The 24,393-nt window shown below is 57.9% G+C and carries 22 protein-coding genes; 10 read left to right on the plus strand and 12 right to left on the minus strand.

Annotated features, from left to right (window positions below; all coding sequences use genetic code 11):
* The first annotated feature begins 56 nt into the window (after positions 1 to 56).
* Positions 57 to 2,180, plus strand: coding sequence for an alpha-galactosidase (locus RHN82_RS09985; RefSeq protein ID WP_047051654.1), 2,124 nt, complete (start codon positions 57 to 59; stop codon positions 2,178 to 2,180).
* A gap of 44 nt (positions 2,181 to 2,224) precedes the next feature.
* Positions 2,225 to 3,502 carry an MFS transporter gene (locus RHN82_RS09990; RefSeq protein ID WP_047051655.1) on the plus strand — a complete coding sequence of 426 codons (1,278 nt, stop codon included), beginning with the start codon at positions 2,225 to 2,227 and terminating at the stop codon, positions 3,500 to 3,502.
* Here the strand turns inward: RHN82_RS09990 and rhaM are convergent.
* The 9 genes from rhaM to rhaB all read right to left on the minus strand — a co-directional run bounded on the left by rhaM (position 3,490) and on the right by rhaB (position 13,382).
* Entirely contained in the window at positions 3,490 to 3,804 is a 315-nt protein-coding gene (gene rhaM / locus RHN82_RS09995; protein ID WP_047051656.1) for an L-rhamnose mutarotase, read from the minus strand. The genes RHN82_RS09990 and rhaM overlap by 13 nt on opposite strands.
* Positions 3,801 to 4,949: a lactaldehyde reductase gene (gene fucO / locus RHN82_RS10000; RefSeq protein ID WP_047051657.1), complete on the minus strand. Its 1,149-nt coding sequence runs from the start codon at positions 4,947 to 4,949 to the stop codon at positions 3,801 to 3,803. The genes rhaM and fucO overlap by 4 nt, the downstream gene beginning before the upstream one ends.
* 97 nt (positions 4,950 to 5,046) lie before the next feature.
* A complete protein-coding gene (locus RHN82_RS10005; RefSeq protein ID WP_047051658.1) occupies positions 5,047 to 6,051 on the minus strand; it encodes an ABC transporter permease in 1,005 nt (334 codons plus the stop codon).
* Positions 6,048 to 7,052 carry an ABC transporter permease gene (locus RHN82_RS10010; RefSeq protein WP_047051659.1) on the minus strand — a complete coding sequence of 335 codons (1,005 nt, stop codon included), beginning with the start codon at positions 7,050 to 7,052 and terminating at the stop codon, positions 6,048 to 6,050. Before RHN82_RS10010 ends, RHN82_RS10005 begins: the two co-directional genes overlap by 4 nt.
* Entirely contained in the window at positions 7,052 to 8,554 is a 1,503-nt protein-coding gene (locus RHN82_RS10015) for a sugar ABC transporter ATP-binding protein (protein WP_048983081.1), read from the minus strand. The genes RHN82_RS10010 and RHN82_RS10015 overlap by 1 nt, the downstream gene beginning before the upstream one ends.
* 106 nt (positions 8,555 to 8,660) lie before the next feature.
* A complete protein-coding gene (gene rhaS, locus RHN82_RS10020; RefSeq protein ID WP_047051661.1) occupies positions 8,661 to 9,647 on the minus strand; it encodes a rhamnose ABC transporter substrate-binding protein in 987 nt (328 codons plus the stop codon).
* Positions 9,648 to 9,729: 82 nt separating this feature from the next.
* Positions 9,730 to 10,560: a rhamnulose-1-phosphate aldolase gene (rhaD, locus tag RHN82_RS10025; protein WP_015569930.1), complete on the minus strand. Its 831-nt coding sequence runs from the start codon at positions 10,558 to 10,560 to the stop codon at positions 9,730 to 9,732.
* A gap of 96 nt (positions 10,561 to 10,656) precedes the next feature.
* Positions 10,657 to 11,916: an L-rhamnose isomerase gene (gene rhaA / locus RHN82_RS10030; RefSeq protein ID WP_017382693.1), complete on the minus strand. Its 1,260-nt coding sequence runs from the start codon at positions 11,914 to 11,916 to the stop codon at positions 10,657 to 10,659.
* A complete protein-coding gene (rhaB, locus tag RHN82_RS10035; protein ID WP_047051662.1) occupies positions 11,913 to 13,382 on the minus strand; it encodes a rhamnulokinase in 1,470 nt (489 codons plus the stop codon). Before rhaB ends, rhaA begins: the two co-directional genes overlap by 4 nt.
* 301 nt (positions 13,383 to 13,683) lie before the next feature.
* Between rhaB and rhaS (RHN82_RS10045) the strand changes: the two genes are divergently transcribed.
* Together rhaS (RHN82_RS10045) and rhaR are read left to right on the plus strand one after the other, a co-directional pair.
* Complete coding sequence (rhaS, locus tag RHN82_RS10045; RefSeq protein ID WP_015569934.1) at positions 13,684 to 14,520, plus strand: HTH-type transcriptional activator RhaS; 837 nt, start codon at positions 13,684 to 13,686, stop codon at positions 14,518 to 14,520.
* A 73-nt stretch (positions 14,521 to 14,593) separates the two neighbouring features.
* Positions 14,594 to 15,442 carry an HTH-type transcriptional activator RhaR gene (rhaR, locus tag RHN82_RS10050; protein ID WP_017382695.1) on the plus strand — a complete coding sequence of 283 codons (849 nt, stop codon included), beginning with the start codon at positions 14,594 to 14,596 and terminating at the stop codon, positions 15,440 to 15,442.
* Here rhaR and rhaT read toward each other — a convergent pair whose 3' ends face one another.
* A complete protein-coding gene (rhaT, locus tag RHN82_RS10055) occupies positions 15,443 to 16,477 on the minus strand; it encodes an L-rhamnose/proton symporter RhaT (RefSeq protein ID WP_047051663.1) in 1,035 nt (344 codons plus the stop codon). It lies immediately after the preceding gene.
* 288 nt (positions 16,478 to 16,765) lie between these two features.
* Here rhaT and sodA point away from each other — a divergent pair, with 288 nt between their 5' ends.
* Together sodA and yiiM are read left to right on the plus strand one after the other, a co-directional pair.
* On the plus strand, positions 16,766 to 17,386 hold the full coding sequence (gene sodA / locus RHN82_RS10060; RefSeq protein ID WP_047051664.1) for a superoxide dismutase [Mn]: 621 nt from the start codon (positions 16,766 to 16,768) through the stop codon (positions 17,384 to 17,386).
* A 66-nt stretch (positions 17,387 to 17,452) separates the two neighbouring features.
* Positions 17,453 to 18,127 carry a 6-hydroxyaminopurine reductase gene (gene yiiM / locus RHN82_RS10065; RefSeq protein WP_047051665.1) on the plus strand — a complete coding sequence of 225 codons (675 nt, stop codon included), beginning with the start codon at positions 17,453 to 17,455 and terminating at the stop codon, positions 18,125 to 18,127.
* A 53-nt stretch (positions 18,128 to 18,180) separates the two neighbouring features.
* Here the strand turns inward: yiiM and cpxA are convergent, their stop codons facing one another.
* Together cpxA and cpxR are read right to left on the minus strand one after the other, a co-directional pair.
* Positions 18,181 to 19,554, minus strand: coding sequence for an envelope stress sensor histidine kinase CpxA (gene cpxA, locus RHN82_RS10070; protein ID WP_015569937.1), 1,374 nt, complete (start codon positions 19,552 to 19,554; stop codon positions 18,181 to 18,183).
* On the minus strand, positions 19,551 to 20,249 hold the full coding sequence (cpxR, locus tag RHN82_RS10075) for an envelope stress response regulator transcription factor CpxR (RefSeq protein WP_003862004.1): 699 nt from the start codon (positions 20,247 to 20,249) through the stop codon (positions 19,551 to 19,553). The genes cpxA and cpxR overlap by 4 nt, the downstream gene beginning before the upstream one ends.
* Positions 20,250 to 20,399: 150 nt before the next feature.
* Between cpxR and cpxP the strand changes: the two genes are divergently transcribed.
* The 4 genes from cpxP to RHN82_RS10095 all read left to right on the plus strand — a co-directional run bounded on the left by cpxP (position 20,400) and on the right by RHN82_RS10095 (position 24,298).
* A complete protein-coding gene (cpxP, locus tag RHN82_RS10080; RefSeq protein ID WP_003862006.1) occupies positions 20,400 to 20,906 on the plus strand; it encodes a cell-envelope stress modulator CpxP in 507 nt (168 codons plus the stop codon).
* Positions 20,907 to 21,059: 153 nt separating this feature from the next.
* Positions 21,060 to 21,944, plus strand: a complete 885-nt coding sequence (gene fieF, locus RHN82_RS10085; RefSeq protein ID WP_047051666.1) for a CDF family cation-efflux transporter FieF — start codon at positions 21,060 to 21,062, stop codon at positions 21,942 to 21,944.
* A 184-nt stretch (positions 21,945 to 22,128) separates the two neighbouring features.
* Complete coding sequence (gene pfkA, locus RHN82_RS10090) at positions 22,129 to 23,091, plus strand: 6-phosphofructokinase (protein ID WP_003862009.1); 963 nt, start codon at positions 22,129 to 22,131, stop codon at positions 23,089 to 23,091.
* Between the two features lie 217 nt (positions 23,092 to 23,308).
* Entirely contained in the window at positions 23,309 to 24,298 is a 990-nt protein-coding gene (locus RHN82_RS10095; protein WP_003862012.1) for a sulfate ABC transporter substrate-binding protein, read from the plus strand.
* Positions 24,299 to 24,393: the final 95 nt, after the last annotated feature.

Here is a 24,393-nt window from a genome sequence, read left to right on the forward strand (position 1 = left end):
GTATCCGAAACGTTTCGGATTAACACTCAGGACATCCCGATGACAGGAGATGTCCGATGCAAGATGCCATTTTTCGACTTGAAAGCAATACGGTTGACGTGGTGCTAAAAACCCACCCGTTCGCTGAAATTCTCTACTGGGGGCCGCACCTTCAGCACTTTTCGCCGCAGGATGCGCTGAGTATTGCCCGCCCGGTTGCTAACGGCAGGCTGGACGTGGACTCCCCCGTCACGCTGATGGCAGAGCTGGGGCACGGTCTGTTTGGTTCGCCCGGCATCGAGGGGCATCGCCAGGGGCTGGACGGATCGCCTGTCTTCACCACCACAGGCGTACAACAGCAGGGGCAAACCCTGACGGTAACGGCAGAAGATAAACAGGCGGGCCTGCGCCTGACCAGTGAATTAACGCTGGATGCCAGCGGCGTACTGGTGGTGCGCCATGGCTTAACCAACCTGAAAACGCAGGCGTGGCAGGTGGATCGCTTTGCCGTGACGCTGCCGGTGGCTGAGCGCGCGCAGGAGGTGATGGCCTTCCACGGACGCTGGATCAGGGAGTTTCAGCCGCACCGCGTGATGCTTGAACATGACAGCTTTGTGATTGAAAACCGCCGGGGTAAAACCTCCCATGAACATTTTCCGGCGCTGATTTCAGGTACGCCGTCATTCAGTGAAATGCACGGCCACGTCTGGGGCGTGCATCTGGGCTGGAGCGGCAACCACCGCCTGCGCGCGGAGGCGAAAACCGATGGCCGCCGCTATATGCAGGCCGAAGCGCTCTACCTGCCGGGTGAAAGGGCGATTGAAGAGGGTGAAACGCTCTGGACGCCGCGCCTGTATGCCAGCCACTCCCCGCACGGGCTGAATGGCATGAGTCAGCAGTTCCACCGCTACTTGCGCGATAATGTTATCCGCTTCCCGGAAGATAAACCGCGCCCGGTGCATCTCAACACCTGGGAGGGGATCTACTTCAACCACGATCCGGACTACATCATGCGCATGGCCGACGAGGCCGCCGCGCTGGGCGTTGAGCGCTTTATCATTGACGACGGCTGGTTCAAAGGCCGCAACGACGACCACGCCGCGCTGGGCGACTGGTATCTGGACGAGAAAAAATACCCGAACGGCCTAAAGCCGGTGATCGATCACGTTAAACAGCTCGGCATGGAGTTTGGTATCTGGGTTGAGCCGGAGATGATTAACCCGGATTCCGATCTGTATCGCGCGCACCCTGACTGGGTGCTGGCGCTGCCGGGCTACGCCCAGGCGACCGGGCGACACCAGCTGGTGCTCAATCTCAATATTCCGCAGGCCTTTGAATATCTGGTCGAACGCATGAGCTGGCTGCTGGGCGAACACGCGGTCGACTACGTGAAATGGGATATGAACCGCGAGCTGGTGCAGCCAGGGCACAAGGGCAAAGCCGCCGCCGACGCCCAGACGCGCCAGTTTTATCGCCTGCTGGACGTGCTGGGCGAGCGCTTCCCGCACATTGAATTTGAATCCTGCTCCTCCGGCGGCGGGCGAATCGATTATGAAGTGCTGACCCGCTGCCACCGCTTCTGGGCGTCCGACAACAACGACGCGCTGGAGCGCAACACTATCCAGCGCGGCATGAGCTACTTCTTCCCGCCGGAGGTGATGGGGGCGCATATCGGTCATCATAAATGTCATGCCACCTTCCGCCAGCACAGCATTCAGTTCCGCGGGCTGACGGCGCTGTTTGGTCACATGGGGCTGGAGCTGGATCCGCTCACCGTCGACGCGCAGGAGCGTGAAGGCTATCGCCATTACGCCGCGCTGTATAAGCGGTGGCGCGAGATCATTCATCGCGGCACCCAGTGGCGCGTGGATATGCCGGACGCCAGCACCCTGGCGCAGGGTATAGTGAGCGAAGACAAGACGCAGGGGCTGTTTTTGGTCAGCCAGCTCGCGATGCCGGATTACACCCTGATGATGCCGCTGCGCATGCCGGGGTTAGACGCCAGCGCGCAGTACCGCATCACGCTGCTCGATCACCCGAACATTCAGATTACGGGCGAGGGCGGGCACACCATGCGCAAGCTCCCGGCGTGGATGGACGCGCTGCAAACGGTAAGCGGTGAGTGGCTGATGCAGGCGGGTATTGCGCTGCCGATTCTGGATCCGGAAACCGCCATTCTGATTGGTGTGGAACGCGTGTAAGGGTGACGGGCCGGGCAACCGGCCCTCCGTTGAGGATAAAAATAATGAACACAACAACCTGTACCCACAAAGACAACCCTAACTTCTGGATCTTCGGGCTGTTCTTCTTTCTCTACTTCTTCATCATGGCCACCTGCTTTCCGTTCCTGCCGATCTGGCTGTCGGACATCATCGGCCTGAACAAAACCCATACCGGGATTGTTTTCTCCTGCATCTCGCTGTCGGCCATTGCCTTCCAGCCGGTGCTGGGGGTCATTTCCGACAAGCTGGGGCTGAAAAAACACCTGCTTTGGATCATCTCGGTGCTGCTGTTCCTGTTCGCGCCGTTCTTCCTGTACGTCTTCGCCCCGCTGCTGAAAACGAATATCTGGCTGGGCGCGCTGAGCGGTGGGATCTATATCGGCTTTGTCTTCTCAGCGGGTTCGGGGGCGATTGAGGCCTACATTGAACGCGTAAGCCGCAACAGCTTTTTTGAGTACGGCAAGGCGCGTATGTTCGGCTGTCTCGGCTGGGGGCTGTGCGCCTCAACGGGCGGCATCCTGTTCGGCATCGATCCGTCGTACGTCTTCTGGATGGGGTCGGGAGCGGCGCTGTTGCTGATGCTGCTGCTGGTGGTCGCGAAACCGAAGCCCAACCAGACGGCGCAGGTGATGAATGCCCTGGGTGCGAATCAGCCGCAGATCACCGCTAAAACCGTCTTTACCCTGTTCCGCCAGCGCAGAATGTGGATGTTCATCCTGTACGTGATTGGCGTGGCCTGCGTGTATGACGTCTTCGACCAGCAGTTTGCCACCTTCTTCAAAACCTTCTTCGCCACGCCGCAGGAGGGGACCCGCGCCTTTGGTTTCGCCACCACGGCGGGGGAAATCTGTAACGCGATCATCATGTTCTGCTCGCCGTGGATCATTAACCGTATCGGTGCGAAAAACACGCTGCTGATTGCCGGGGTGATCATGGCGACGCGCATTATCGGCTCGTCGTTTGCCACCACTGCCGTGGAGGTGATTGCCCTGAAGATGCTGCACGCGCTGGAAGTCCCGTTCCTGCTGGTGGGGGCATTCAAGTACATCACCGGGGTGTTTGATACGCGCCTGTCGGCCACCATCTACCTGATTGGCTTCCAGTTTGCCAAACAGTCGGCGGCGATCTTCCTCTCCGCCTTTGCCGGAAATATGTATGACCGGGTCGGCTTCCAGGAGACGTATCTGATTCTGGGCTGCTTCGTGCTGGCGATCACGGTGGTGTCGGCGTTTACGCTGAGTGGCAGGCGGGAGATTGCTGCTACCGCAAGGGCAGCAGCGTTAACACATCAGTCCAGGTAAAACACCTCTTTCAGCGCCGCACTCACCGGGCTGTGATCCGGGTTCGACGGCATAACGTCGCCCATATATTTCCACCAGCGCTGGCAGACATTGGTGTTTGCCACCGCGTTCCAGCGCTCTTCCGATTCAATCTCCACGGTCGCAAACAGCAGGTTGCGGGCTTTGTCGAGGTAAATGGCGTAGTGGTGCGCGCCATGGGCTTTCAGTACCGCCTCCAGTTCAGGCCAGATCGGGTTGTGGCGGCGCGCATACTCCTCGTGCGCGTCCGGGTTTACCTGCATCACAAACGCTTTGCGGATCATAATGCCTCCAGGTACAGCTCGCGGACCTCGTCACGGCTCGCGGTGCGTGGGTTGCATGGGGCGCACGGGTCGGCGAGCGCTTTATCCAGCCAGCCTTCAATATCCGCTTTGGTGACGCCAAGCTGGCTGAAGCCGGACGGAATGCCGACCCGGGCGCTCAGGTCACGAATCGCCTGAATGGCTGACATGCTGGCCGCTTCATCGCTCATGCCGCGCGTGTCAACGCCCATCGCCTGCGCCACGCGGGCAAATCGGGCGACCGCGTTCGGGCGGTTAAAGTTTTCGATGATCGGCAGCAGGATGGCGTTGCACACGCCGTGCGGCAGGTTGTGCGTCGCGCCCGGCTGGTGCGCCAGAGCGTGTACCAGACCCAGACCGGCGCTGTTAAACGCCATGCCCGCCAGATACTGACCAAAGGCCATCTGCTCGCGCGCTTCCAGGTTGTGACCGTCGTCGACCGCTTTCGGCAGCCAGAGGTTGATCAGGCGAATCGCCTCCAGCGCGTTGGCATCGGTCAGCGGGTGCGCACCGACGGACACGTAGGCTTCAATGGCGTGGGTCAAGGCATCCATGCCGGTTGCGGCGGTCACGGAGGCCGGAATATCAAGCATCACGCTGGCATCGTCCACGGCGATATCCGGGATGATGTTCGGGTCGATAATCACCTCTTTCACCTGTCGCGCGGCGTCAATGATCACCGCGTTGCTGGTCATCTCCGCCGCCGTGCCTGCGGTGGTGTTGATCGCCACCAGCGGCACGCCCGCGTTTTTCACCTTGCCGACGCCGGAGTAATCGGTTGACGGGCCCGGGTTGGCGGTGAGGATTTTTATCGCCTTGGCGGTATCAATCGGGCTGCCGCCGCCAAAGGCAATCAGGTAATCACACTCCGCATCCTGATATGCCGCATAGCCTTTTTGCACCAGCGCTTCCGTCGGATTCGGGAATACCTCATCGAACAGGTGATACGTCATCTGATGGGCGTCGAGCGCGGAAAACAGGCTGTCGAGCAGGCCCAGCTTCACCAGCTGGCCATCGGTGACAATCAGCGCTTTTCCCCACTGTTTGTTTGCCACCAGATTGACCATATCGCCGATCGCGCCCGCGCCGTGCAGGCTGATTTTTGGAAGCGCCAACATAAAGCTCATGATAATTCTCCTTAATTGCTGTGATTTTTATGCCCGGCGGCGCTGCGCTTGCGCGGGCCTACGGTTAAGCAGGCCGGGTAAACGCATTGCCACCCGGCTATGAGATCCGTCTTCGCTGCATAATCCGGCGGGTAATAATCGGCAGCGAAATCACCACGATCAGCATCGCGCCGATAATCACTGACATCACAATGCCGGGCACGTTGAGCAGGCTCAGGCCGAAGGTCACCAGCCCCATCAGGAAGGCGGCGATAATCACGCCCACCATGCTGCCGGACCCGCCGAGAATATTGACGCCGCCGAGCACCGCCATCGTCACCACCGCCAGTTCCCAGCCCATCGCGATGGTCGGGCGGGTGCTGCCCAGACGCGAGGTGAGCAGCACCGACGCCAGGCCGGACATCAGTCCTACCAGCGCAAACAGGATCAGGTTGTGGCGCTTCACGTTGATGCCGGAGTACCACGCGCCAGTCGGGTTGTTGCCGATGGCATACGTGCGGCGGCCAAAATTGGTACGGTGCAGCACAAAGGCAAACAGAGCGGCCAGCACGATAAACAGCGCGAACTCAAACGACAGCGCGCCCCAGACGTAGCCCTGGCCGAACCAGGCGAAGCTCTCCGGGTAGCTGTTCAGCGCCTGGTCCCCGAGCAGGATGTAGGTGATCCCGCGGTACAGGCTCATGGTGCCGATGGTGATGACGATGGACGACAGGTTAAAGCGCGTCACCAGAATGCCGTTGAACAGCCCGCACAGCAGCCCGACGCCTAATCCCACGCACACCAGCAGCGGCGTATCGACGCCCGCCGCCGCGCAAAAGCCCATCACCGTGGAGCTAAGTGCGATGGTGGAGGCCACCGACAGGTCAATTTCCCGGGCGATAATCAGCATCGCCATCGGCAACACGATGATCGCCTTTTCGGTGAAGTTGAACGTCGCGTCGGAGAGGTTCCAGATATTGAGGAAGTAGGGCGAGGCGAGCGCGTTCACCACAAACACCGCCAGCGTCACCGCCAGCAGGAAGCCCTCCCAGCACAGCAGGCGCTGGAAGATGCCCGTCGCAGAAGTGGGTTTAAACTCTTCAGATGTCATCATTTTGCTCATGGTTTCACCGCCAGTTTCTGACGTGCCAGCGCCGCGTCGCGCAGGATCAGCCTGCCTTTGCGCTTGTTGCCGCGCTCGTTCAGCAGCACAGCGATGACAATGACCGTGCCGGAAATCGCCATCTGCCAGAACGGGGAGACGCCGATCACCGGCAGGGCGTTGTTGATGACGCCAAGGAACAGCGCCCCGAACAGACATCCGAGCACGCGGCCGGTGCCGCCCATGGTGCTGATCCCGCCAATCACACAGGCTGCCACCACCTGCAATTCAAAACCGTTAGCGACGTCAACATACGCAACGGCAAAGCGCGAGATCCACAGGTAGCCGCAGAACCCGGCCAGCAGACCGGAAAGGCAGAAGCTGATGAACTGCATTTTCCCGGCGTTGATCCCGGTGTAGTACGCTGCCGTGGCGTTCCCGCCTGCGGTGTAGAGCGCCCGTCCGGTGCGGCTGTAGCGCAGGAAGTAGCCCACCAGCAGCAGTACGGCGATGGCGCACCAGCTCAGCACCGGCAAGCCCAGCACTGACGCACGCGGCAGGCCGAGGAAGTCTGCACCCATCTGGTTGGCGTTCACCCAGCCGCCGCCGGAGAGCAAAAAGATCATTCCGCGGTAGATGCTCATGGTGCCGAGCGTGACCACAATCGCCGGAATGCCCAGCTTCCACACCAGCAGGCCGTTAATCGCGCCCATCAGCAGCCCAAGCGCGCTGGCAAGGATCAGCAGCGCCCAGACGGGCACGTCCGGGTAATGGAAATTAATCAGGGCGACAATCATCCCGGTCAGGGCCAGATTAGCCGCCATCGACAGGTCGATGCCTTTAGTGAGCAGCACCATCATCTGCCCGAGCGCGAGGACGATCAGAATGGCGGTGTCGTTAAACATCTCCACCAGGTTGCCCGGTGCGATAAACGATGGCACGCGGCTGCCAATGGCGACGACCATCAGGACAATCACCGCGCCAAGCAGCGCCTCGCGGTGTTTTAAGAGTGAGCTAAGCATTATGCCGCCTCCTGTTTTGCACCGCTGGCGGCGCTGACGATGGTTTCCGCCGTCGCGTCTCCCGCCTGGTATTCGGCCACCATCAGCCCCTCGTGCATGACGATAATGCGATCCGCCATGCCCATCACTTCCGGCAGTTCGGACGAGACCATAATCACCGCCAGCCCCTGACTGACCAGCTCGGACATAAACTGATGCACGGCTGCCTTTGAGCCGATATCGATGCCTTTTGTTGGCTCATCGAGGATGATCACGTCAGGGTGCGTCGCCAGCCATTTGCCGATCACCACCTTTTGCTGGTTGCCGCCAGAAAGGGTCTCCACCGCCTGCTTCCAGCTGAAGGCTTTCACTTGCAGGCGTTTGGCGTACTCGTCTGCCAGCTTCCATTCGCGGTCGTCATGCAGCACGCCGTTCGGATTGAGCGTGCTGAGCTGAGGCAGGCTGATGTTCTGGGCAATCGGCAGGGCGATAATCGCCCCCTGTTTCTGCCTTTCTTCTGGCACACAGACGATACCGGCTTTGATCGCATCCGCAGGCTGGCGGAAGCGCCGGGGCTGTCCGTTGAGGATAATTTCCCCGGACGATGGCCGCGTGACGCCGGAAAGCGCCTGCATCAGCTCGGTACGCCCGGCACCCACCAGCCCGTAAAAGCCGAGGATCTCCCCTTTACGCAGGGAGAACGAGATATGCGCAAACTCGGTCGGATGGCAGAGGTTTTTCACTTCCAGCACCGTCTCGCCTTTTTCGCAGTCGATTTTCGGGAAGGTTTGGGTAATGGCGCGCCCGACCATCATCGACACCATCCGCTCCTCGGTGATCTCATTTATTGCCCCTGCACCGACGAACACGCCGTCGCGCAAAATGGTGTAGTGATCGGCCAGCTCAAAAATCTCGTCGAACTTGTGGGAGATAAACAGGATGGCTTTGCCCTCCTGCTTTAAGCGTTCCACAATCTGGTAAAACTCGAGGATTTCATGCTGTGACAGCGCCGCCGTCGGTTCATCGAGGATCACCACCTGCGCCTCAAACGACAGCGCGCGGGCAATCGCCACCATGTGACGCTGGGCGATGCTCAGGGTTTTCAGCGTTGCGCGCGGGTCGATTTGCACCTCAAGGCGGGCAAGAATAGCCTGCGCCCGGCGGTGCATTTCCGGCCAGTCGAGCTTTTTCAGGAAGCCTTTGTGAAGGTACTGACCAACAAAGATATTTTCGGTGACCGAGAGTTCATCAAACAGCACGGTTTCCTGGTGAATGGCGGTGATGCCCATTTTATGCGCCGACTCCGGCGTCGGAAGGTGAACGGGGATCGCCTTGTAAAGAATTTCGCCCTCGTCGGGCTGGTATATACCGGTCATCACTTTGACCAGCGTCGACTTGCCCGCGCCGTTTTCGCCGATAAGCGCCGTCACTTTGCCGGGCCACAGCGCAAGCTGCACGTTCTCAAGAGCACGCACGCCGGGGAACATCTTGGTGATGCCAGAAAGCTGTAGCAATGGGGTCATGATAGTTCTCCGTTTGGTTCACCCTCACCCCGACCCTCTCCCAAAGGGAGAGGGGGTTAACGTTCCCTCTCCCTGTGGGAGAGGGCTAGGGTGAGGGGGGAAAGGATCAGAAAATTTTCGAGAACTTATCAATATTGCTGGCATCGTAGACGAACGGCTCGGCCATCGCGCCGTTGCCGTCGGCATCCAGCTTCACTTTGCCCAGCTTGCCCATGCTGGCTTCGTTTTTGGTGGCTGTGCCTTTCACCAGATCGTCCGCTAAGTAAGTCGCGGCATAGCCGAGGTCAATCGGGTTCCAGATGGCAAAGCTCTTGCTTGCGCCGGACTTCACCGCGCCCGCCATCTCAGACGGCAGGCCTAAACCGGTGACGTACACTTTGCCAATCTTGCCCTGGTCCTTCACCGCCTGCGCGGCGGCCACAATGCCCACGGACGATGGCGAAACAATCACTTTCAGGTCCGGGTAGGTTTTCAGCAGGCCGACCGCTTCGCGGTAGCTCTTGTCAGAGAGATCGTCCCCGTAGGCCACGGTCACCAGATTGACGGACGGGTACTTCGGCAGCACCTTTTTCATCTCCGCAATCCAGGTATTCTGGTTGGTGGAGGTTGGCGTGGCGCTCAGCACCGCCACATCGCCCTTCTCCACGTTCAGCGCTTTCAGGGCATCGGCGGCGAGCTTGACGTTGGTTTCGCCAATCAGGGCGTTATTGGACGGGTTGAGGTGGATCTGACGCCCGGCTTTCGCCACCCCGGAATCCCACGACACTACCTTAATGCCGCGCTGCATCGCTTTTTTCAGCACCGGCACGACGGCGTCCGGATCGTTCGCGGAAATTGCGATCGCATCCACGCCCTGGGCGATCAACCCGTTCAGCACCTCGATCTGCGCTTCCGCCGTGGTGGTGGTCGGGCCGGTATAAATCACTTTTACATCGCCTAACTCTTTGGCCGCCTCCTGCGCGCCGACGTTCGCTGCCTCGAAGAATCCATTCCCTAAGGACTTCGCCACCAGGGCGATTTTCACTTCTGCTAAAGCGGAACCGGACAACGCCAGAGCGGCAACGGTGAGGATCAAGCTTGCTTTTATTTTCATTGCTTTTACTCCACTGACTTGAGTTAGTTGTAGGGATTGCAGGTGGTTTTCGCCCCGTCTCAATGAGCGGGGCGCGATGTTGTTATTGGTACAGATCTAACGCCGACTGCATCGGGGTAACGCCAAAGCGTTTGCCCAGGGCAATCAGCTCTTCCCGGGTGATGGTCTGCTTCATGCCGCCCATGGAATAGACCTTCACCAGCACTTCCGCGGATTTCTCGGCGGTGTCGATCAGGCCGAAGGTTTCATCCAGCGTCGGGCCGCTGCCGAAGACGCCGTGGAACGGCCACAGCACCAGTGAGTGCTTCTGCATGTCCGTCGCGGTCGCCTGGCCGATTTCGTCGGTGCCCGGCACCATCCAAGGCAGAATGCCGACGCCGTCCGGGAACACCACCAGACACTCGGTGCTGCCTTCCCACAATTTGCGGGTGAAGAAATCAGAATTGTTTTCCAGCACGTAGGTCAGGGCGATCAGGTTGGTGGCGTGGCAGTGCATGATCACGCGGTCCTTGCCATTGGTCGCTTTGATGCGCTCGCAGTGGGAGAGGAAGTGCGCCGGCAATTCTGAGGTGGGCACCGCCTCATCCGTCAGCCCCCACAGAATGTGGTAGCCCGCGCCGTCGCTGTCCACTTTTACCACGCCGAGGTTGGCCTGCGGGTCGAGCTGGACGTTGCGGAAAAACTTCCCGGAACCGGTGACGATAAACGGCGTGTTGGCGAGCAGCGGCATCGGCTGGCTCAGGGCGATATAGCGCGGCTTCTGGTGGAAATCGGCTGCGAACGGTTCGATATCCGCATCGTCCAGGCGTAGCGTCAGGTTGCCGCCGTTGCGCTCGTCCCAGCCCTTCAGCCAGGCATCGGAGGTGGCTTTGATCATGCCCTGGACGAACCAGGAGGTGGTGATGGTCTGCATACTGTGTTTCCTTTGAAAATGCCGGGTGGCGCTACGCTTACCCGGCCTACTTTTACCTGTAGGCCCGGCAAGCAACGCGCCGCCGGGCAATGTTTTTTACTGACGAGCGGCAAGAACGTCTTTCTCATATGCCCGCACGTTGTCCAGCCACTGGCTGCCCGCAGGCGCATCGTGACGCTGGCAGTACATCTCCCACACCGCCTGCCACGGCAGGGATTTCTGCTCTTCCAGCAGCGCCAGGCGCGCGGTGTAGTCGCCGTTTTCTTCCAGCTGTTTCAGCGCGGCGACAGGCTCCAGCAGCGCGCGCAGCAGGGCTTTCTTCATGTTGCGGGTGCCGATAACCCACGCCGCGATGCGGTTGATGGAGGCGTCGAAGAAGTCGAGGCCAATGTGTACGCGGTCGAACAGATCGTGGCGGATGATTTCGCTGGCAATCGCCTGGGTTTCGTCATCCAGCAGCACCACATGGTCGCTGTCCCAGCGCACCGGGCGGCTGACGTGCAGCAGCAGGCGCGGCACGAAGAGCATGGCGGCGGAGATCTTGTCGGAGATCACCTCGGTTGGGTGGAAGTGGCCTGCATCCAGGCACAGCGCGGTCTGGCGGCTGGTGGCGTAACCCATGTAGAACTCGTTTGAGCCCACGGTGTAGCTCTCTGCGCCAATGCCGAACAGCTTGCTCTCGACGGCGTCGATGTGGTGCGCCGGGTCCAGCTTTTCGCTGATGGCTTCATCCAGCGCGGCCAGCAGGCGCTGACGCGGGGCCAGTCGGTCGACGGTGATGTCCTTCATGCCGTCCGGGATCCAGATGTTCATCACCGACGGCGTGCCAAGCTGCTCGCCGAAATACGCAGAAACGCGGCGGCTGGCTTTGACATGGTCGATCCAGAACTGGCGGATTTCGTCGTTGGCGTGCGCAAGGGTAAAGCCGTCCGCGCTCAGCGGGTGCGAGAAGCAGGAGGGGTTAAAGTCCAGACCCAGCTTGTTGGCTTTCGCCCACGCCACCCAGTTCGTAAAGTGCTCCGGTTTGATTTCGTTACGCGCCACCGGCTCGTCGGATTCGAGATAAATGGCGTGCAGATTCAGGCGCTTTGGCCCGGGGATCAGGCTCAGCGCCAGCTCCAGATCCGCACGCAGTTCGGTGGCGTTGCGCGCTTTGCCCGGATAGTTACCCGTGGCCTGAATACCCCCCGTCAGGGAACCGCCCGGGTTCTCGAAGCCAGCGACGTCATCACCCTGCCAGCAGTGCATGGAGACGGGCAGACGGTCGAGCTGGCGCAGCGCCTCTTCGACATCCACGCCGACGGCGGCGAAACGCTGTTTAGCCAGGTCCCAGGCTTGTTCAAGTTGAGTGGTCATGCGCAAAGCTCCTTAGTCAGTCGTTTTTGCTGAAACTGCGCCCGGTAGCGGGCAATTTCATGGCAGGGATGGGGGGTGAAGGTGGTCAGGCTGTTATTCGCCGTCACCACCGAACGGAAATCGTCAACGTTGGACAGTTCGTCCAGGGTCATCAGCTGAATGCCGATATTGCCGAGCGTGGAGGCTTCAATCGGACCTGCCACCACGGTAATGCCGCAGGCATCCGCGCAGAGCTGGTTCAGCAGCTGGTTCTGGCAGCCGCCGCCCACGATATGCAGCTGCGTGAACGGTTTGCCGCGAAGGTCAGCCAGCTCGCTCAGGATGTCGGCATAGAGCAGGGCGAGACTGTCAAAAATGCAGCGCGCCAGCTCGGCGGGGCGGGAAGGTACCGGCTGCCCCGCTTCAAAACAGGCGGCCTGGATTTCGGCGCTCATGTGCACCGGATTGATAAAGCGGTCGTCGTTCGGATTAATCAGGAAGGTGCAGGCTTTCAGCGTTTCGGTTTCCGCGATAAGCGCGGGCAGGTCGGTGATGTTCTGCTCTTTCAGCACCCGCTGGAGCAGCCACAGGCCCATGATGTTCTTCAGCACCCGGTAGCGCCCTTCCGCGCCACCTTCGTTAGTGATGTTCGCCGCCAGCGCAGCATCGCTGATGTACGGGGTTTTGCTCTCAAAGCCCATCAGCGACCAGGTGCCCGAAGAGAGGTAGGCCGCGTCTTTGCTGGCGAGCGGCGAGGCAATGACCGCGCTTGCGGTGTCGTGACTGGCGACGGCGACAACAGGAATTTCATTCCCCTGCGGGCAAAGCCAGTGACCAATCACATTGCCCGGATGGGTTGGCGCGCCAAACCAGGACGGCGAGGCGCCCGTCCAGGCCAGCAGGTGTTCATCCCAGTTATCGGTGTTGATGTTGACCAGCTGCGTGGTGGTGGCGTTGGTATATTCCCAGTTCATGTTGCCGGTCAGACGGTAGCTTAAGTAGTCCGGGATCAGCAGCGCATGCGCCACCTTTTCGACCAGCTCTGGCTGTTGCTCCACCAGCGCGCGCAGCTGATACAGCGTGTTAAACGGCAGAAACTGAATGCCGCTGCGACCATAGATGTTCTCCTTGCCAAGCTGCGCGATGGCGTGCGCCATCAGCCCATCGGTGCGGCTGTCGCGATAGGAGACCGGCAGGCCGACGCGTTCGCCGTGACTGTCCAGCAGCACGTAATCCACACCCCAGGTATCAATGCCGATACTGTCGATGCGAATACCGTCTTTGCAGACGTTGTGAAGTCCGGTGCGGATCTCTGCTTCCAGGGCGTCGATATCCCAGGTAACAAAACCGTCCTGTTTTTGCAGACAATTGGCGAAACGGTGCATTTCGCGAAGCGTAAGGGTGTGCAGGTCGCAGTCCCAGGTGGCGAGCATTACACGGCCGCTGGATGCGCCTAAATCGACAGCCACACAATGGCGAAAAGTCATGGTCGGGTCCTTTCTTAAGTCATTAGCGAGGAGTGTAAGAAAGGGAAGAAATAGCCACCTTCTCGCCACTGACAGCCCAAATCTCGCGCTGGCAAGAAAGCAAAGGTGAACGTGAGGGAGTTCACAGTTTCCAGTAATGGCGGGGTTTGCAGGCAGTGTGACGCTGACCGCATTTCCTGATCTTTCCGTCTGTTTCTTGAAAAACCGACAGCTTTTGCGCGGTTTGCTGTCAAAAATTTAAGGTGAGCGTGGAAGGCCTTAATTACTATTTTGAGAACTTTTCTCATTGGTGGGGGCCGTTATGACCGTACTGCACAGCGTCGATTTTTTTCCTTCGGGGGCTTCGCCGGTCGCGATTGAGCCACGGCTGCCTCAGGCTGCGTTCCCGGAGCATCATCATGATTTTCATGAAATTGTGATTGTTGAGCACGGAACGGGCATTCACGTATTCAACGGTCAGCCGTATACCATCAGCGGCGGTACGGTGTGCTTCGTGCGCGATCACGACAGGCACCTGTATGAACATACCGACAACCTGTGCCTGACCAATGTGCTCTACCGTTCTCCGGATGCGTTCCAGTTTCTTTCCGGGCTGAATCAGCTGTTGCCGCAGGAGAAGGACGGCCACTACCCCTCGCACTGGCGGGTGAATCAGTCCACGTTGCAGCAGGTGCGTCAGCTGGTGAGCCAGATGGAGCAGAGCGAGGATGGACAGGAGACGCACGCCATTGCCACCCGCGAGCTGCTGTTTATGCAACTGCTGGTGCTGCTGCGGCGCAGCAGCCTGGTGGAAGGGCTGGAAAATAACGACGCGCGCCTGAATCAGCTGATGGCCTGGCTGGAAGATCATTTTGCCGAAGATGTCTGCTGGGAAACGCTGGCGGATGACTTTTCGCTCTCGCTGCGCACGCTGCATCGTCAGCTCAAGCAGCATACCGGGCTGACGCCGCAGCGCTACCTGAACCGTCTGCGCCTGATCAAAGCGCGTCACCTTTTACGTCATACCGACGAAAGCGTCACCGATATCGCCTATCGCTGCGGTTTCGGCGACAGTAACCACTTTTCGACGCTGTTTCGCCGGGAATTTAACTGGTCGCCGCGCGATATTCGTCAGGGGAAAGACGCGTTGCTTCAGTAACGCGAGGGCAGTCACCGTTTTTTTGCTGTAAAAAGGCTAATAATGTCCGGTTATTGGCCGTAGAGGTTGTGGTGTGGCTGCTCAGCTCATTCTTCGCAAAGATGATTTTTTTGCCTCCGCGAGTCAGGCCGTCGCGGTGGCCGACCGCTACCCGCAAAACGTCTTTGCCGAGCACACCCACGAGTTTTGCGAGCTGGTGCTGGTGTGGCGGGGCAACGGCCTGCACGTCCTCAACGACCGTCCCTACCGCATCACGCGCGGAGACCTGTTTTACATTCGCGCTGAAGATAAACACTCCTACGCCTCGGTTAACGATCTGGTGTTGCAGAACGTCATCTACTGCCCCGACAGGCTTAAACTGAATGTCGACTGGGCGGGCAATATCCCCGGTTTTCATGATGCCAGAGGCGAACCGCACTGGCGCTTAAGCAGCAACGGCATGGCTCAGGTGCGCCAGACGATTTCCCAGCTGGAGCAGGAGAGCCAGAAGAGCGATCCGGTGGCAAACCAGATGTCGGAGCTGCTTTTTGCCCAGCTGGTGATGACCCTGAAGCGGCATCGTTACGCTACGGATAATCCCTCTGCTACCACGCAGGAAGCGCTGCTGGATAAGCTCATCACCCGGCTTGCGGGCAGTCTGAACAAGAGTTTCGTGCTGGAAAAATTCTGCGAGCAGGAGCAGTGCAGCGAGCGCGCGCTGCGCCAGCAGTTCCGCACCCAGACGGGGATGACGGTCAACCACTATCTGCGCCAGCTGCGCATCTGCCACGCCCAGTACTTGTTACAGCATACGGAGCTGATGGTGAGTGAAGTGGCGATGCGCTGCGGCTTTGAGGACAGTAACTACTTTTCGGTGGTGTTTAACCGTGAGGTGGGGATGACGCCGGTACAGTGGCGTCATCGCAGTCGAAAGGCAGCGTAATCAGTTCGCCATGCCGAGGCCGACGATATTGGCCGCAATGATAATCACCACGCAGCCCAGGCTCAGCACGCCAACCGGACGACGCCCGGCGTTGTTCCACTCTTTCAGCACCAGCCCAACCAGCCCGCCGCACAGCACGTAGAAGCTCATGTGCAGCATCCAGCTCATGTAGTCATACTGCGCCGGAATACTGGCGTGACCCCAGGCGTAAAAGAAGAATTGCAGATACCACATCAGGCCGCCGAGGGCGGAGAGCAGGACGTTGGTGACGATCAACGGTTTTGCCAGCGAGAAGTCGGCTTTTACCGACAGATTGTTAACTTTTGCCAGACGAATGAAGCAGAAGCCGAGGTTTACCAGCGCGCCGCCGCCCATGATCACCACGTAGCTTGGCAGGGCAACGTACAGCGGATCGACGCCCAGCGCCGCAGCGGCGTCGTGCATTGGTTTGGCGGCGTTCATGGCGAACGACATGCCCGCCGAAAAGACGCCGCACATCACCGCCAGCAGCAGCCCTTTCTTCAGGTTGAACTCTTCGGCTTTGATGCCCATCTTCCGTTCTTTCAGCTGGCCTGCGCGGGTGACGATGCCCACGCCGATCACCGCCACCAGCACGCCCAGCAGCGTCATTCGCCCGCCCTGGGTGTTGATCAGCACGTCGAAGTGGCCGTTGAGGATTGGCGTCATCAGGGTGCCAACAATCAGCGTAATGCCAATCGCGATGCCAATCCCCATCGACATGCCGAGGTAGCGCATGGTGAGGCCGTAGTTGATATTACCGATGCCCCACATCGCGCCGAACAGGAATACCGGCAGCAGGGTGGAGGCGTTGAAGGAGGAGAAGTAGCCCCAGAAATCGGGCAGCAGCATGGCGCTGATTGTCCACGGCAAAATCAGCCAGGACACGGTACCGCCAACGGACCACATGGTTTCCCATGACCAGCCTTTCACCTTTTTAAACGGGGCATAGAAACAGGCTGCACTGGCCGCGCCTATCAAATGCCAGAAGATACCCATCGTAATCGCATGATTCATTTTTACATCCTCATCGTTTTTATAGCCGGAGGCTTCCCGCCGACTTGATGAGTGTAAAAATGAGGCGGTTTGGTAACCTTCAGAAGGTTGCCGCACTTTTGTTCAGGATGGCAATCAGCACGTTAAGCACGTGAGCAGACTCACAATTTTGCCATTTATCAAAAGTCGAATAACCTTATAAAAACTACGGCATTGATAATCATTTTCAATATCATTTAATTAACTATAATGAACCAACTGCTTACGCGGCATTAACAGCTGTGCCGCCCGACAATAATGGAGAGGATTATGAGTTATACACTGCCATCCCTGCCGTATGCCTACGACGCACTGGAACCGCATTTCGACAAGCAGACGATGGAAATCCATCACACTAAACACCACCAGACCTATGTGAACAACGCGAATGCTGCGCTGGAAAACCTGCCAGAGTTCGCTAATCTGCCTGTTGAAGAGCTGATCACCAAACTGGACCAGCTGCCAGCAGACAAGAAAACCGTGCTGCGCAACAACGCGGGCGGTCACGCTAACCACAGCCTGTTCTGGAAAGGCCTGAAAACCGGCACCACCCTTCAGGGCGACCTGAAAGCGGCTATCGAGCGTGACTTCGGTTCCGTTGACAACTTCAAAGCGGAATTCGAAAAAGCCGCTGCAACCCGTTTCGGCTCTGGCTGGGCGTGGCTGGTCCTGAAAGGTGACAAACTGGCGGTGGTTTCTACCGCTAACCAGGACTCCCCGCTGATGGGTGAAGCTATCTCTGGCGCATCCGGCTTTCCAATTCTGGGTCTGGACGTGTGGGAACACGCTTACTACCTGAAGTTCCAGAACCGTCGCCCTGACTACATCAAAGCCTTCTGGGATGTAGTGAACTGGGACGAAGCAGCAGCGCGTTTCGCCGCTAAAAAATAAGGTTGCATTGACGCCTGTGAGAAGCGAGTCTGATGACTCGCTTTTTTTGTATCTGAAGGAGTGGAGATGCATTACCCGGTGAATGTGTTTACAGGCAAGGTAAGGGAGTACGAAGGCAGCCGCCCGAGCGCCATCGCCAAAGTGCAGGTCGACGGTGAGCTGTCGCTGACCGAGCTCGGGCTTGCGGGTGACCAGCAGGCTGAAAAGAAAATCCACGGCGGGCCCGATCGCGCGCTGTGCCACTATCCGCGCGAGCACTATCAGCACTGGAAAGCCGAATTTCCTGAACAGGCGGACCTCTTCGTCGCCCCCGCGTTTGGCGAAAATCTCTCAACGGAGGGGCTGACGGAGAAGAACGTCTTTATCGGCGATATTTACCGCTGGGGCGATGCTTTGATTCAGGTCACCCAGCCGCGCTCGCCGTGCTTCAAGCTTAACTACCATTTCGGCATTCAGGATATGTCGGCCCAGCTGCAAAGCGCGGGTAAAACCGGCTGGCTGTATCGCGTTGTGCAGGCGGGACAGGTTTCGGCGGATGCGCCGCTTGAGCTGGCTTCGCGCCTGAGTGAGGTGTCGGTATACGAGGCCTGCGCAATTGCCTGGCATATGCCGTTTGATGACGAGCAATATCACCGCCTGCTGTCGGCGGCGGGATTGTCTACCAGCTGGACCAGAACGATGCAGAAGCGGCGGATAAGCGGCAAGATCGAGAGCAGTTCGCGGAGATTGTGGGGGAAATAGCGCTCTACAAATAGTAGGCCGGGTAAGGCGAAGCCGCCACCCGGCACATACGGTTACGAACGCTTATACAGCGGCAGCCACAGCGTTAACCGCAGCCCGCCCAGCGGGCTGTCATCGGCTTTCACCCAGCCACGGTGCTGTTGCATGGCGGTTTCAACAATCGCCAGACCCAGCCCCGTACCGCCGGACTCGCGGTCGCGCGCCTCGTCGGTGCGGTAGAACGGACGGAAAATCTGCTCGCGATCTTCCGGGCTGACGCCGGGACCATCGTCATCGACAATGACCGTAATCCCGTCTTTATCCACCGAAAACGCCACTTCAATCTTCGTGTGCGAATAGCGCAGGGCGTTACGCACGATATTCTCCAGCGCGCTTTCCAGCGTGTTGGGGTTACCGTAGAGCGGCCACGGGCCCGGCGGGAAGTTGACGGTGAACGATTTGCCCATCTGCTCCGCTTCGAACGCCGCGTTGTCCAGCACCTCATGCCAGAGGTGATTGGCTTTCACCGTTTCGCTCACCAGCGCGTTTTTCTGCTGATTGCGCGACATCACCAGCAGATCGTTGATCATGCTGTCCAGGCGATGCGCTTCCGTCTCAATACGCTCCAGCTCTTTGCTCTCACCGCTGCGGCGGCGCAGCAGGGCGGTACCCAGCTGTAAGCGCGTGAGCGGCGTCCGCAGTTCGTGGGAGATATCCGACAGCAGACGTTGCTGGGCCGTCATCATCCGATCAAGCGCGCTGACCATCTGGTTAAAGCTAGTTCCGGCGGCCAGGAACTCCTGCGGCCCGGATTCCAGCTCCGGATGCTGCCTCAGGTTGCCCTGCGCCACTTCGTCCGCCGCGTTTTTCAGCTTACGCGCCGGTTTCGCCAGGCTCCACGCCAGCCATAACAGCAGCGGGGAACTGACCAGCATCGTGACAATCAACAGCAAAAGCGGACGGTCAAACAGCAGGTTGATGAAGTCGGACTGGGAACTGCTCGCAGGGCGAATCAGATAGAGCTGGTAATTGTCTTCCCCATCCCGCACCGAGAAAGGACCGACCATCTCTACCCGACCATATTTCTTTTTCTGTGGGTGATCGGCGTTATCCGCCTGGCCAATAAAGTTGCGGATAATCTGCATTTCATTGCGATCGGCCCCAATCACGCGGCCTTCGCTGGTGACCAGTAAAAGACGTTGTCCGGGGGGCGCCCACTTGTCGATAGCGCGAAACAGCCTGCGCCACCACATTAAATCGTTTGGCGGATCGTTTGCCAGCTCCGCTTCCACGTGCTGCTCGATCATCACGCCCTGACGTTGCTCGCTGTCGAGCAGCTCCGTCATCTGGCGTGAGTCGAGTTTTGGCAACATCAAAACGAGCATTAAAACCAGTGCCAGCGTCAGCCAGAAGATGGCGAAGATGCGGGCGGTTAAGCTGCCTATCATGAAGCGGAAACCATCAGATAACCGCGACCACGCAGGGTTTTAAACCAGGGGTGACCGTCTTTACGCTCCGGCAGCTTACGGCGCAGGTTCGAGATATGCATGTCGATGGCGCGGTCAAACGGGGTGAGGCGTTTGCCGAGCACTTCCTGGCTTAAGTGTTCACGCGACACTACCTGGCCAAGATGCTGCGCCAGCAGATACAGCAGGGTGAACTCGGTGCCGGTTAGCTCCAGCGTTTCACCGTCGAAGCTCGCTTCCTGGCGGCCCGGGTTCAGGCTCAGGGAGTCCACTTCCAGCGTAGGCGAGCTGTTGTCGGTATTCTGCTGCTGCTCGCTCCAGTGAGAGCGGCGCAGGATCGCGCGAATACGGGCCACCAGTTCACGGTCGTTGAACGGCTTAGGTAAATAGTCATCCGCACCCAGCTCAAGGCCGAGTACGCGGTCAAGCTCGCTGCCGCGTGCGGTCAGCATAATGACGGGGGTCTGGTGTGTCTGGCGAAGCTCTTTCAACGTATCAATACCGTTTTTCTTCGGCATCATGACGTCGAGCAAAAGTAAATCGATGCTGTCGTCAAGGAGACTCAGCGCCTGTTCCCCATCATGGGCAACCAGGACGTTGAAACCTTCCATGTCGAGCAACTCCTTTAAAAGAGATGTGAGCTCTCGGTCATCATCAACTAACAGGATTTTATTCATTGTTTAAATACCTCCGAGGCAGAAATTACGACATCAAGGCTATCTAATCCATGACTTTACGTTGTTTTACACCCCCTGACGCATGTTTGCAGCCTGAATCGTAGACTGTCTCTCGTTGAATCGCGACACGAAAGATTTTGGGAGCAAGTGATGCGCAAAGTTACCGCTGCCGTCATGGCCTCAACGCTGGCCTTCAGTGCGTTTAGCCAGGCTGCTGTAGCTATCATCAGCGATAACGGTTCCTCAGCAGAGGGCGCAACGCAGCACAGCAGCCAAAGCCATATGTTTGACGGCATAAGTTTAACCGAACATCAGCGTCAACAGATGCGAGATCTGATGCAGAGGGCAAGACACGACCAGCCCCCTGTTAATGTTAGCGAAATGGAGACAATGCATCGCCTTGTCACCGCAGAAAATTTTGACGAAAGCGCTGTACGCGCTCAGGCCGAAAAAATGGCGCAGGAACAGGTTGCCCGCCAGGTAGAGATGGCGAAGGTTCGCAACCAGATGTTCCACCTGCTAACGCCCGAGCAGCAAGCGGTTTTGAATACCAAACATCAGCAACGGATGAACCAGTTGCGTGAGGTTGCACGGATGCAGCGAAGCTCAGATATGACGCTTTTCAGTAGCAATAGCAGTACCCGTAGTAACCAGTAAACCCTGTTTTCCTTGCCATAGACACCATCCCTGTCTTCCCCCACATGATGTGGGGGTTTTTTTTGCCCATCGTTCAGGTTTGTTAACGCTTTATTCATCCTTTCACTCCACCACCATCCGTTATACTAGCGCCATGGCATGACAGGAGTGTTTATGAATCAATCCTATGGACGGCTGGTAAGCCGGGCCGCAATAGCCGCGACGGTGATGGCGTCGTGTTTGCTGATCATTAAAATTTTCGCGTGGTGGTACACCGGGTCGGTCAGTATTCTGGCGGCACTGGTGGATTCACTGGTGGATATTGCCGCCTCGCTGACCAACCTGCTGGTGGTGCGCTACTCGCTGCAACCGGCGGATGAAGAGCATACGTTTGGCCACGGCAAAGCGGAATCACTGGCTGCGCTGGCACAAAGCATGTTTATTTCGGGCTCCGCCCTTTTCCTGTTTTTGACCGGCATTCAGCACCTTATTTCGCCTTCTCCGATGAACGATCCGGGCGTTGGCGTGGTCGTAACGGTAGTTGCACTTATAAGCACACTTGTTCTTGTAACGTTCCAGCGCTGGGTTGTACGCAAAACACAAAGCCAGTCTGTACGGGCCGATATGCTTCATTATCAGTCTGATGTTATGATGAATGGGGCTATTCTTATTGCGCTCGGTCTGGCCTGGTATGGCTGGCATCGGGCCGATGCGTTGTTTGCGTTAGGGATAGGGATCTATATTTTATACAGCGCGTTGCGGATGGGGTATGACGCGGTGCAGTCGCTTCTTGACCGTGCGCTTCCGGACGCAGAACGTGATGAAATTTATGCCATCGTGACCAACTGGCCCGGCGTCAGTGGCGCTCACGATCTTCGTACGCGGCAGTCAGGGCCGACCCGCTTTATTCAGATTCATTTGGAAATGGAAGACAACCTGCCACTGGTTCAGGCGCATATGGTCGCTGAACAGGTGGAGCAGGCGATTTTGCAGCGTTTCCCTGGGTCAGACGTCATTATTCATCAGGATCCGTGCTCTGTCGTACCCAGGGCGTTTTGAGCTTTCGTAATTCGTTGTAAAAAAGTGAGCCAGAGCAGCATTTTGTGGATAAATTACCACCATATGGCCTGACCTGAATCAATTCAGCTGGAAGGGATTGATATACTATTTGCAGTATTCGACGGTTGAACAGTTTCTTCCGGCAGCAGATTTCAATTTTGCATTCCTAAGTTCAGAGGTAGTCATGATTAAGAAAATCGGTGTGTTGACAAGCGGCGGTGATGCGCCGGGCATGAACGCGGCAATCCGTGGGGTTGTCCGTGCAGCGCTGACGGAAGGTCTGGAAGTTTTTGGTATCTATGACGGTTACCTGGGTCTGTATGAAGACCGCATGGTTCAGCTCGACCGCTACAGCGTGTCTGACATGATCAACCGTGGCGGTACTTTCCTCGGTTCTGCACGCTTCCCGGAATTCCGTGACGAACACATCCGTGAAGTGGCTATCGAAAATATGAAAAAACGGGGTCTGGATGCGCTGGTGGTTATCGGCGGCGACGGCTCCTACATGGGTGCAAAACGTCTGACTGAAATGGGCTTCCCGTGCATCGGCCTGCCTGGCACCATCGACAATGACATCAAAGGCACCGACTACACCATCGGTTACTTCACCGCGCTGGGTACCGTTGTGGAAGCGATTGACCGCCTGCGTGACACCTCTTCCTCTCACCAGCGTATTTCTATTGTTGAAGTGATGGGCCGTTACTGCGGTGACCTGACTCTGGCGGCGGCAATTGCCGGTGGCTGTGAGTTCGTGGTGGTGCCGGAAGTGGAATTCAGCCGTGAAGATCTGGTCGCTGAAATCAAAGCCGGTATCGCGAAAGGTAAGAAACACGCCATCGTTGCTATCACCGAGCACATCTGTGACGTTGACGAGCTGGCGAAGTACATCGAAACCGAAACTAAACGCGAAACCCGCGCGACCGTTCTGGGTCACATTCAGCGTGGCGGTTCCCCAGGCCCGTACGACCGTATCCTGGCGTCCCGCATGGGCGCGTACGCGATCGAGCTACTGCTTCAGGGCCACGGCGGCCGCTGCGTTGGTATTCAGAACGAAAAACTGGTTCACCATGACATCATCGACGCCATTGAAAACATGAAGCGTCCGTTCAAGGGTGACTGGCTGGACTGCGCGAAAAAACTGTACTGATTGGCGTCTGTATTGCGCCGGGTGGCGGCTTCGCCTTACCCGGCCTACAAAAGCACGGTTCGTAGGCCCGGTAAGCGAAGCGCCACCGGGCTTTTTTTATGCGCCCACCCTTTCTTTTATTCCTCCACGTTATAGCCAATCTTTTTTTATTCTTTAATCATCGGTTAGCTTTCTGGCACGCTGCATTCATCAAAACACTACACAAGAGAACTGGGCGATGAATAAATGGGGCGTGGGGTTAACATTATTGCTGGCATCGACCAGCGTTCTGGCAAAGGACATTCAGTTACTGAACGTGTCGTACGATCCGACGCGTGAACTGTACGACCAGTACAACAAAGCTTTCGCGGCGCACTGGAAACAGGAAACCGGCGATAACGTGGTGGTTCGCCAGTCTCACGGCGGTTCCGGTAAGCAGGCGACATCGGTGATCAACGGTATTGAAGCCGATGTGGTTACCCTGGCGCTGGCTTATGACGTGGACGCGATCGCGGAGCGTGGCCGTATCGACAAAAACTGGATCAAGCGCCTGCCGGACAACTCTGCGCCATACACCTCGACCATCGTCTTCCTGGTGCGTAAAGGCAACCCGAAACAGATTAAGGACTGGAACGACCTGATTAAGCCGGGCGTGTCTGTCATCACCCCGAACCCAAAAAGCTCCGGCGGCGCACGCTGGAACTATCTGGCAGCCTGGGGCTACGCGCTGCACCACAACAACGGCGATCAGGCCAAAGCACAGGACTTCGTCAAAGCACTGTTTAAAAACGTCGAAGTGCTGGACTCCGGCGCGCGCGGCGCAACCAACACCTTCGTCGAACGCGGCATTGGCGACGTGCTGATCGCCTGGGAAAACGAAGCCCTGCTGGCGACCAACGAGCTGGGTAAAGACAAGTTCGAGATCGTCACCCCGAGCGAATCCATCCTCGCTGAGCCGACCGTCTCCGTCGTCGATAAGGTTGTTGATAAGAAGGGCACCAAAGCGGTGGCGGAAGCCTATCTGAAGTACCTCTACTCACCGGAAGGGCAGGAAATTGCGGCGAAAAACTTCTACCGCCCGCGCGATGAGGCCGTCGCGAAGAAATACGAAAACGCCTTCCCGAAACTGAAGCTGTTTACTATTGATGATGTGTTTGGCGGCTGGACCAAAGCGCAGAAAGAGCACTTCTCTAACGGCGGCACCTTCGACCAGATCAGCAAGCGCTAAGCGTTTTACAAAGAACGACACGGTAACCCGGTGTGAGAAATCCGCCGGGTTTTTTATTTGGTCATCATTTTGCGTTACTCTTTTGCCTCTATTGA

It is taken from the genome of Enterobacter cloacae complex sp. EB5, from assembly GCF_031432835.1.
GTDB classification, from domain to species: domain Bacteria; phylum Pseudomonadota; class Gammaproteobacteria; order Enterobacterales; family Enterobacteriaceae; genus Enterobacter; species Enterobacter hormaechei_C.

Excerpts from the sequence above, each read along its gene's own strand:
- sodA (WP_047051664.1), top strand. The coding sequence starts at position 16,766 with ATGAGTTATACACTGCCATCCCTGCCGTATGCCTACGACGCACTGGAA.
- RHN82_RS09985 (WP_047051654.1), top strand. The coding sequence starts at position 57 with ATGCAAGATGCCATTTTTCGACTTGAAAGCAATACGGTTGACGTGGTG.
- RHN82_RS09990 (WP_047051655.1), top strand. The coding sequence starts at position 2,225 with ATGAACACAACAACCTGTACCCACAAAGACAACCCTAACTTCTGGATC.
- RHN82_RS10010 (WP_047051659.1), bottom strand. The coding sequence starts at position 7,052 with ATGCTTAGCTCACTCTTAAAACACCGCGAGGCGCTGCTTGGCGCGGTG.
- yiiM (WP_047051665.1), top strand. The coding sequence starts at position 17,453 with ATGCATTACCCGGTGAATGTGTTTACAGGCAAGGTAAGGGAGTACGAA.
- RHN82_RS10015 (WP_048983081.1), bottom strand. The coding sequence starts at position 8,554 with ATGACCCCATTGCTACAGCTTTCTGGCATCACCAAGATGTTCCCCGGC.
- cpxP (WP_003862006.1), top strand. The coding sequence starts at position 20,400 with ATGCGCAAAGTTACCGCTGCCGTCATGGCCTCAACGCTGGCCTTCAGT.
- rhaS (WP_015569934.1), top strand. The coding sequence starts at position 13,684 with ATGACCGTACTGCACAGCGTCGATTTTTTTCCTTCGGGGGCTTCGCCG.
- rhaA (WP_017382693.1), bottom strand. The coding sequence starts at position 11,916 with ATGACCACTCAACTTGAACAAGCCTGGGACCTGGCTAAACAGCGTTTC.
- RHN82_RS10005 (WP_047051658.1), bottom strand. The coding sequence starts at position 6,051 with ATGAGCAAAATGATGACATCTGAAGAGTTTAAACCCACTTCTGCGACG.
- rhaT (WP_047051663.1), bottom strand. The coding sequence starts at position 16,477 with ATGAATCATGCGATTACGATGGGTATCTTCTGGCATTTGATAGGCGCG.
- rhaS (WP_047051661.1), bottom strand. The coding sequence starts at position 9,647 with ATGAAAATAAAAGCAAGCTTGATCCTCACCGTTGCCGCTCTGGCGTTG.
- pfkA (WP_003862009.1), top strand. The coding sequence starts at position 22,129 with ATGATTAAGAAAATCGGTGTGTTGACAAGCGGCGGTGATGCGCCGGGC.
- rhaD (WP_015569930.1), bottom strand. The coding sequence starts at position 10,560 with ATGCAGACCATCACCACCTCCTGGTTCGTCCAGGGCATGATCAAAGCC.
- fucO (WP_047051657.1), bottom strand. The coding sequence starts at position 4,949 with ATGAGCTTTATGTTGGCGCTTCCAAAAATCAGCCTGCACGGCGCGGGC.
- cpxR (WP_003862004.1), bottom strand. The coding sequence starts at position 20,249 with ATGAATAAAATCCTGTTAGTTGATGATGACCGAGAGCTCACATCTCTT.
- cpxA (WP_015569937.1), bottom strand. The coding sequence starts at position 19,554 with ATGATAGGCAGCTTAACCGCCCGCATCTTCGCCATCTTCTGGCTGACG.
- RHN82_RS10095 (WP_003862012.1), top strand. The coding sequence starts at position 23,309 with ATGAATAAATGGGGCGTGGGGTTAACATTATTGCTGGCATCGACCAGC.
- rhaB (WP_047051662.1), bottom strand. The coding sequence starts at position 13,382 with ATGACTTTTCGCCATTGTGTGGCTGTCGATTTAGGCGCATCCAGCGGC.
- fieF (WP_047051666.1), top strand. The coding sequence starts at position 21,060 with ATGAATCAATCCTATGGACGGCTGGTAAGCCGGGCCGCAATAGCCGCG.
- rhaM (WP_047051656.1), bottom strand. The coding sequence starts at position 3,804 with ATGATCCGCAAAGCGTTTGTGATGCAGGTAAACCCGGACGCGCACGAG.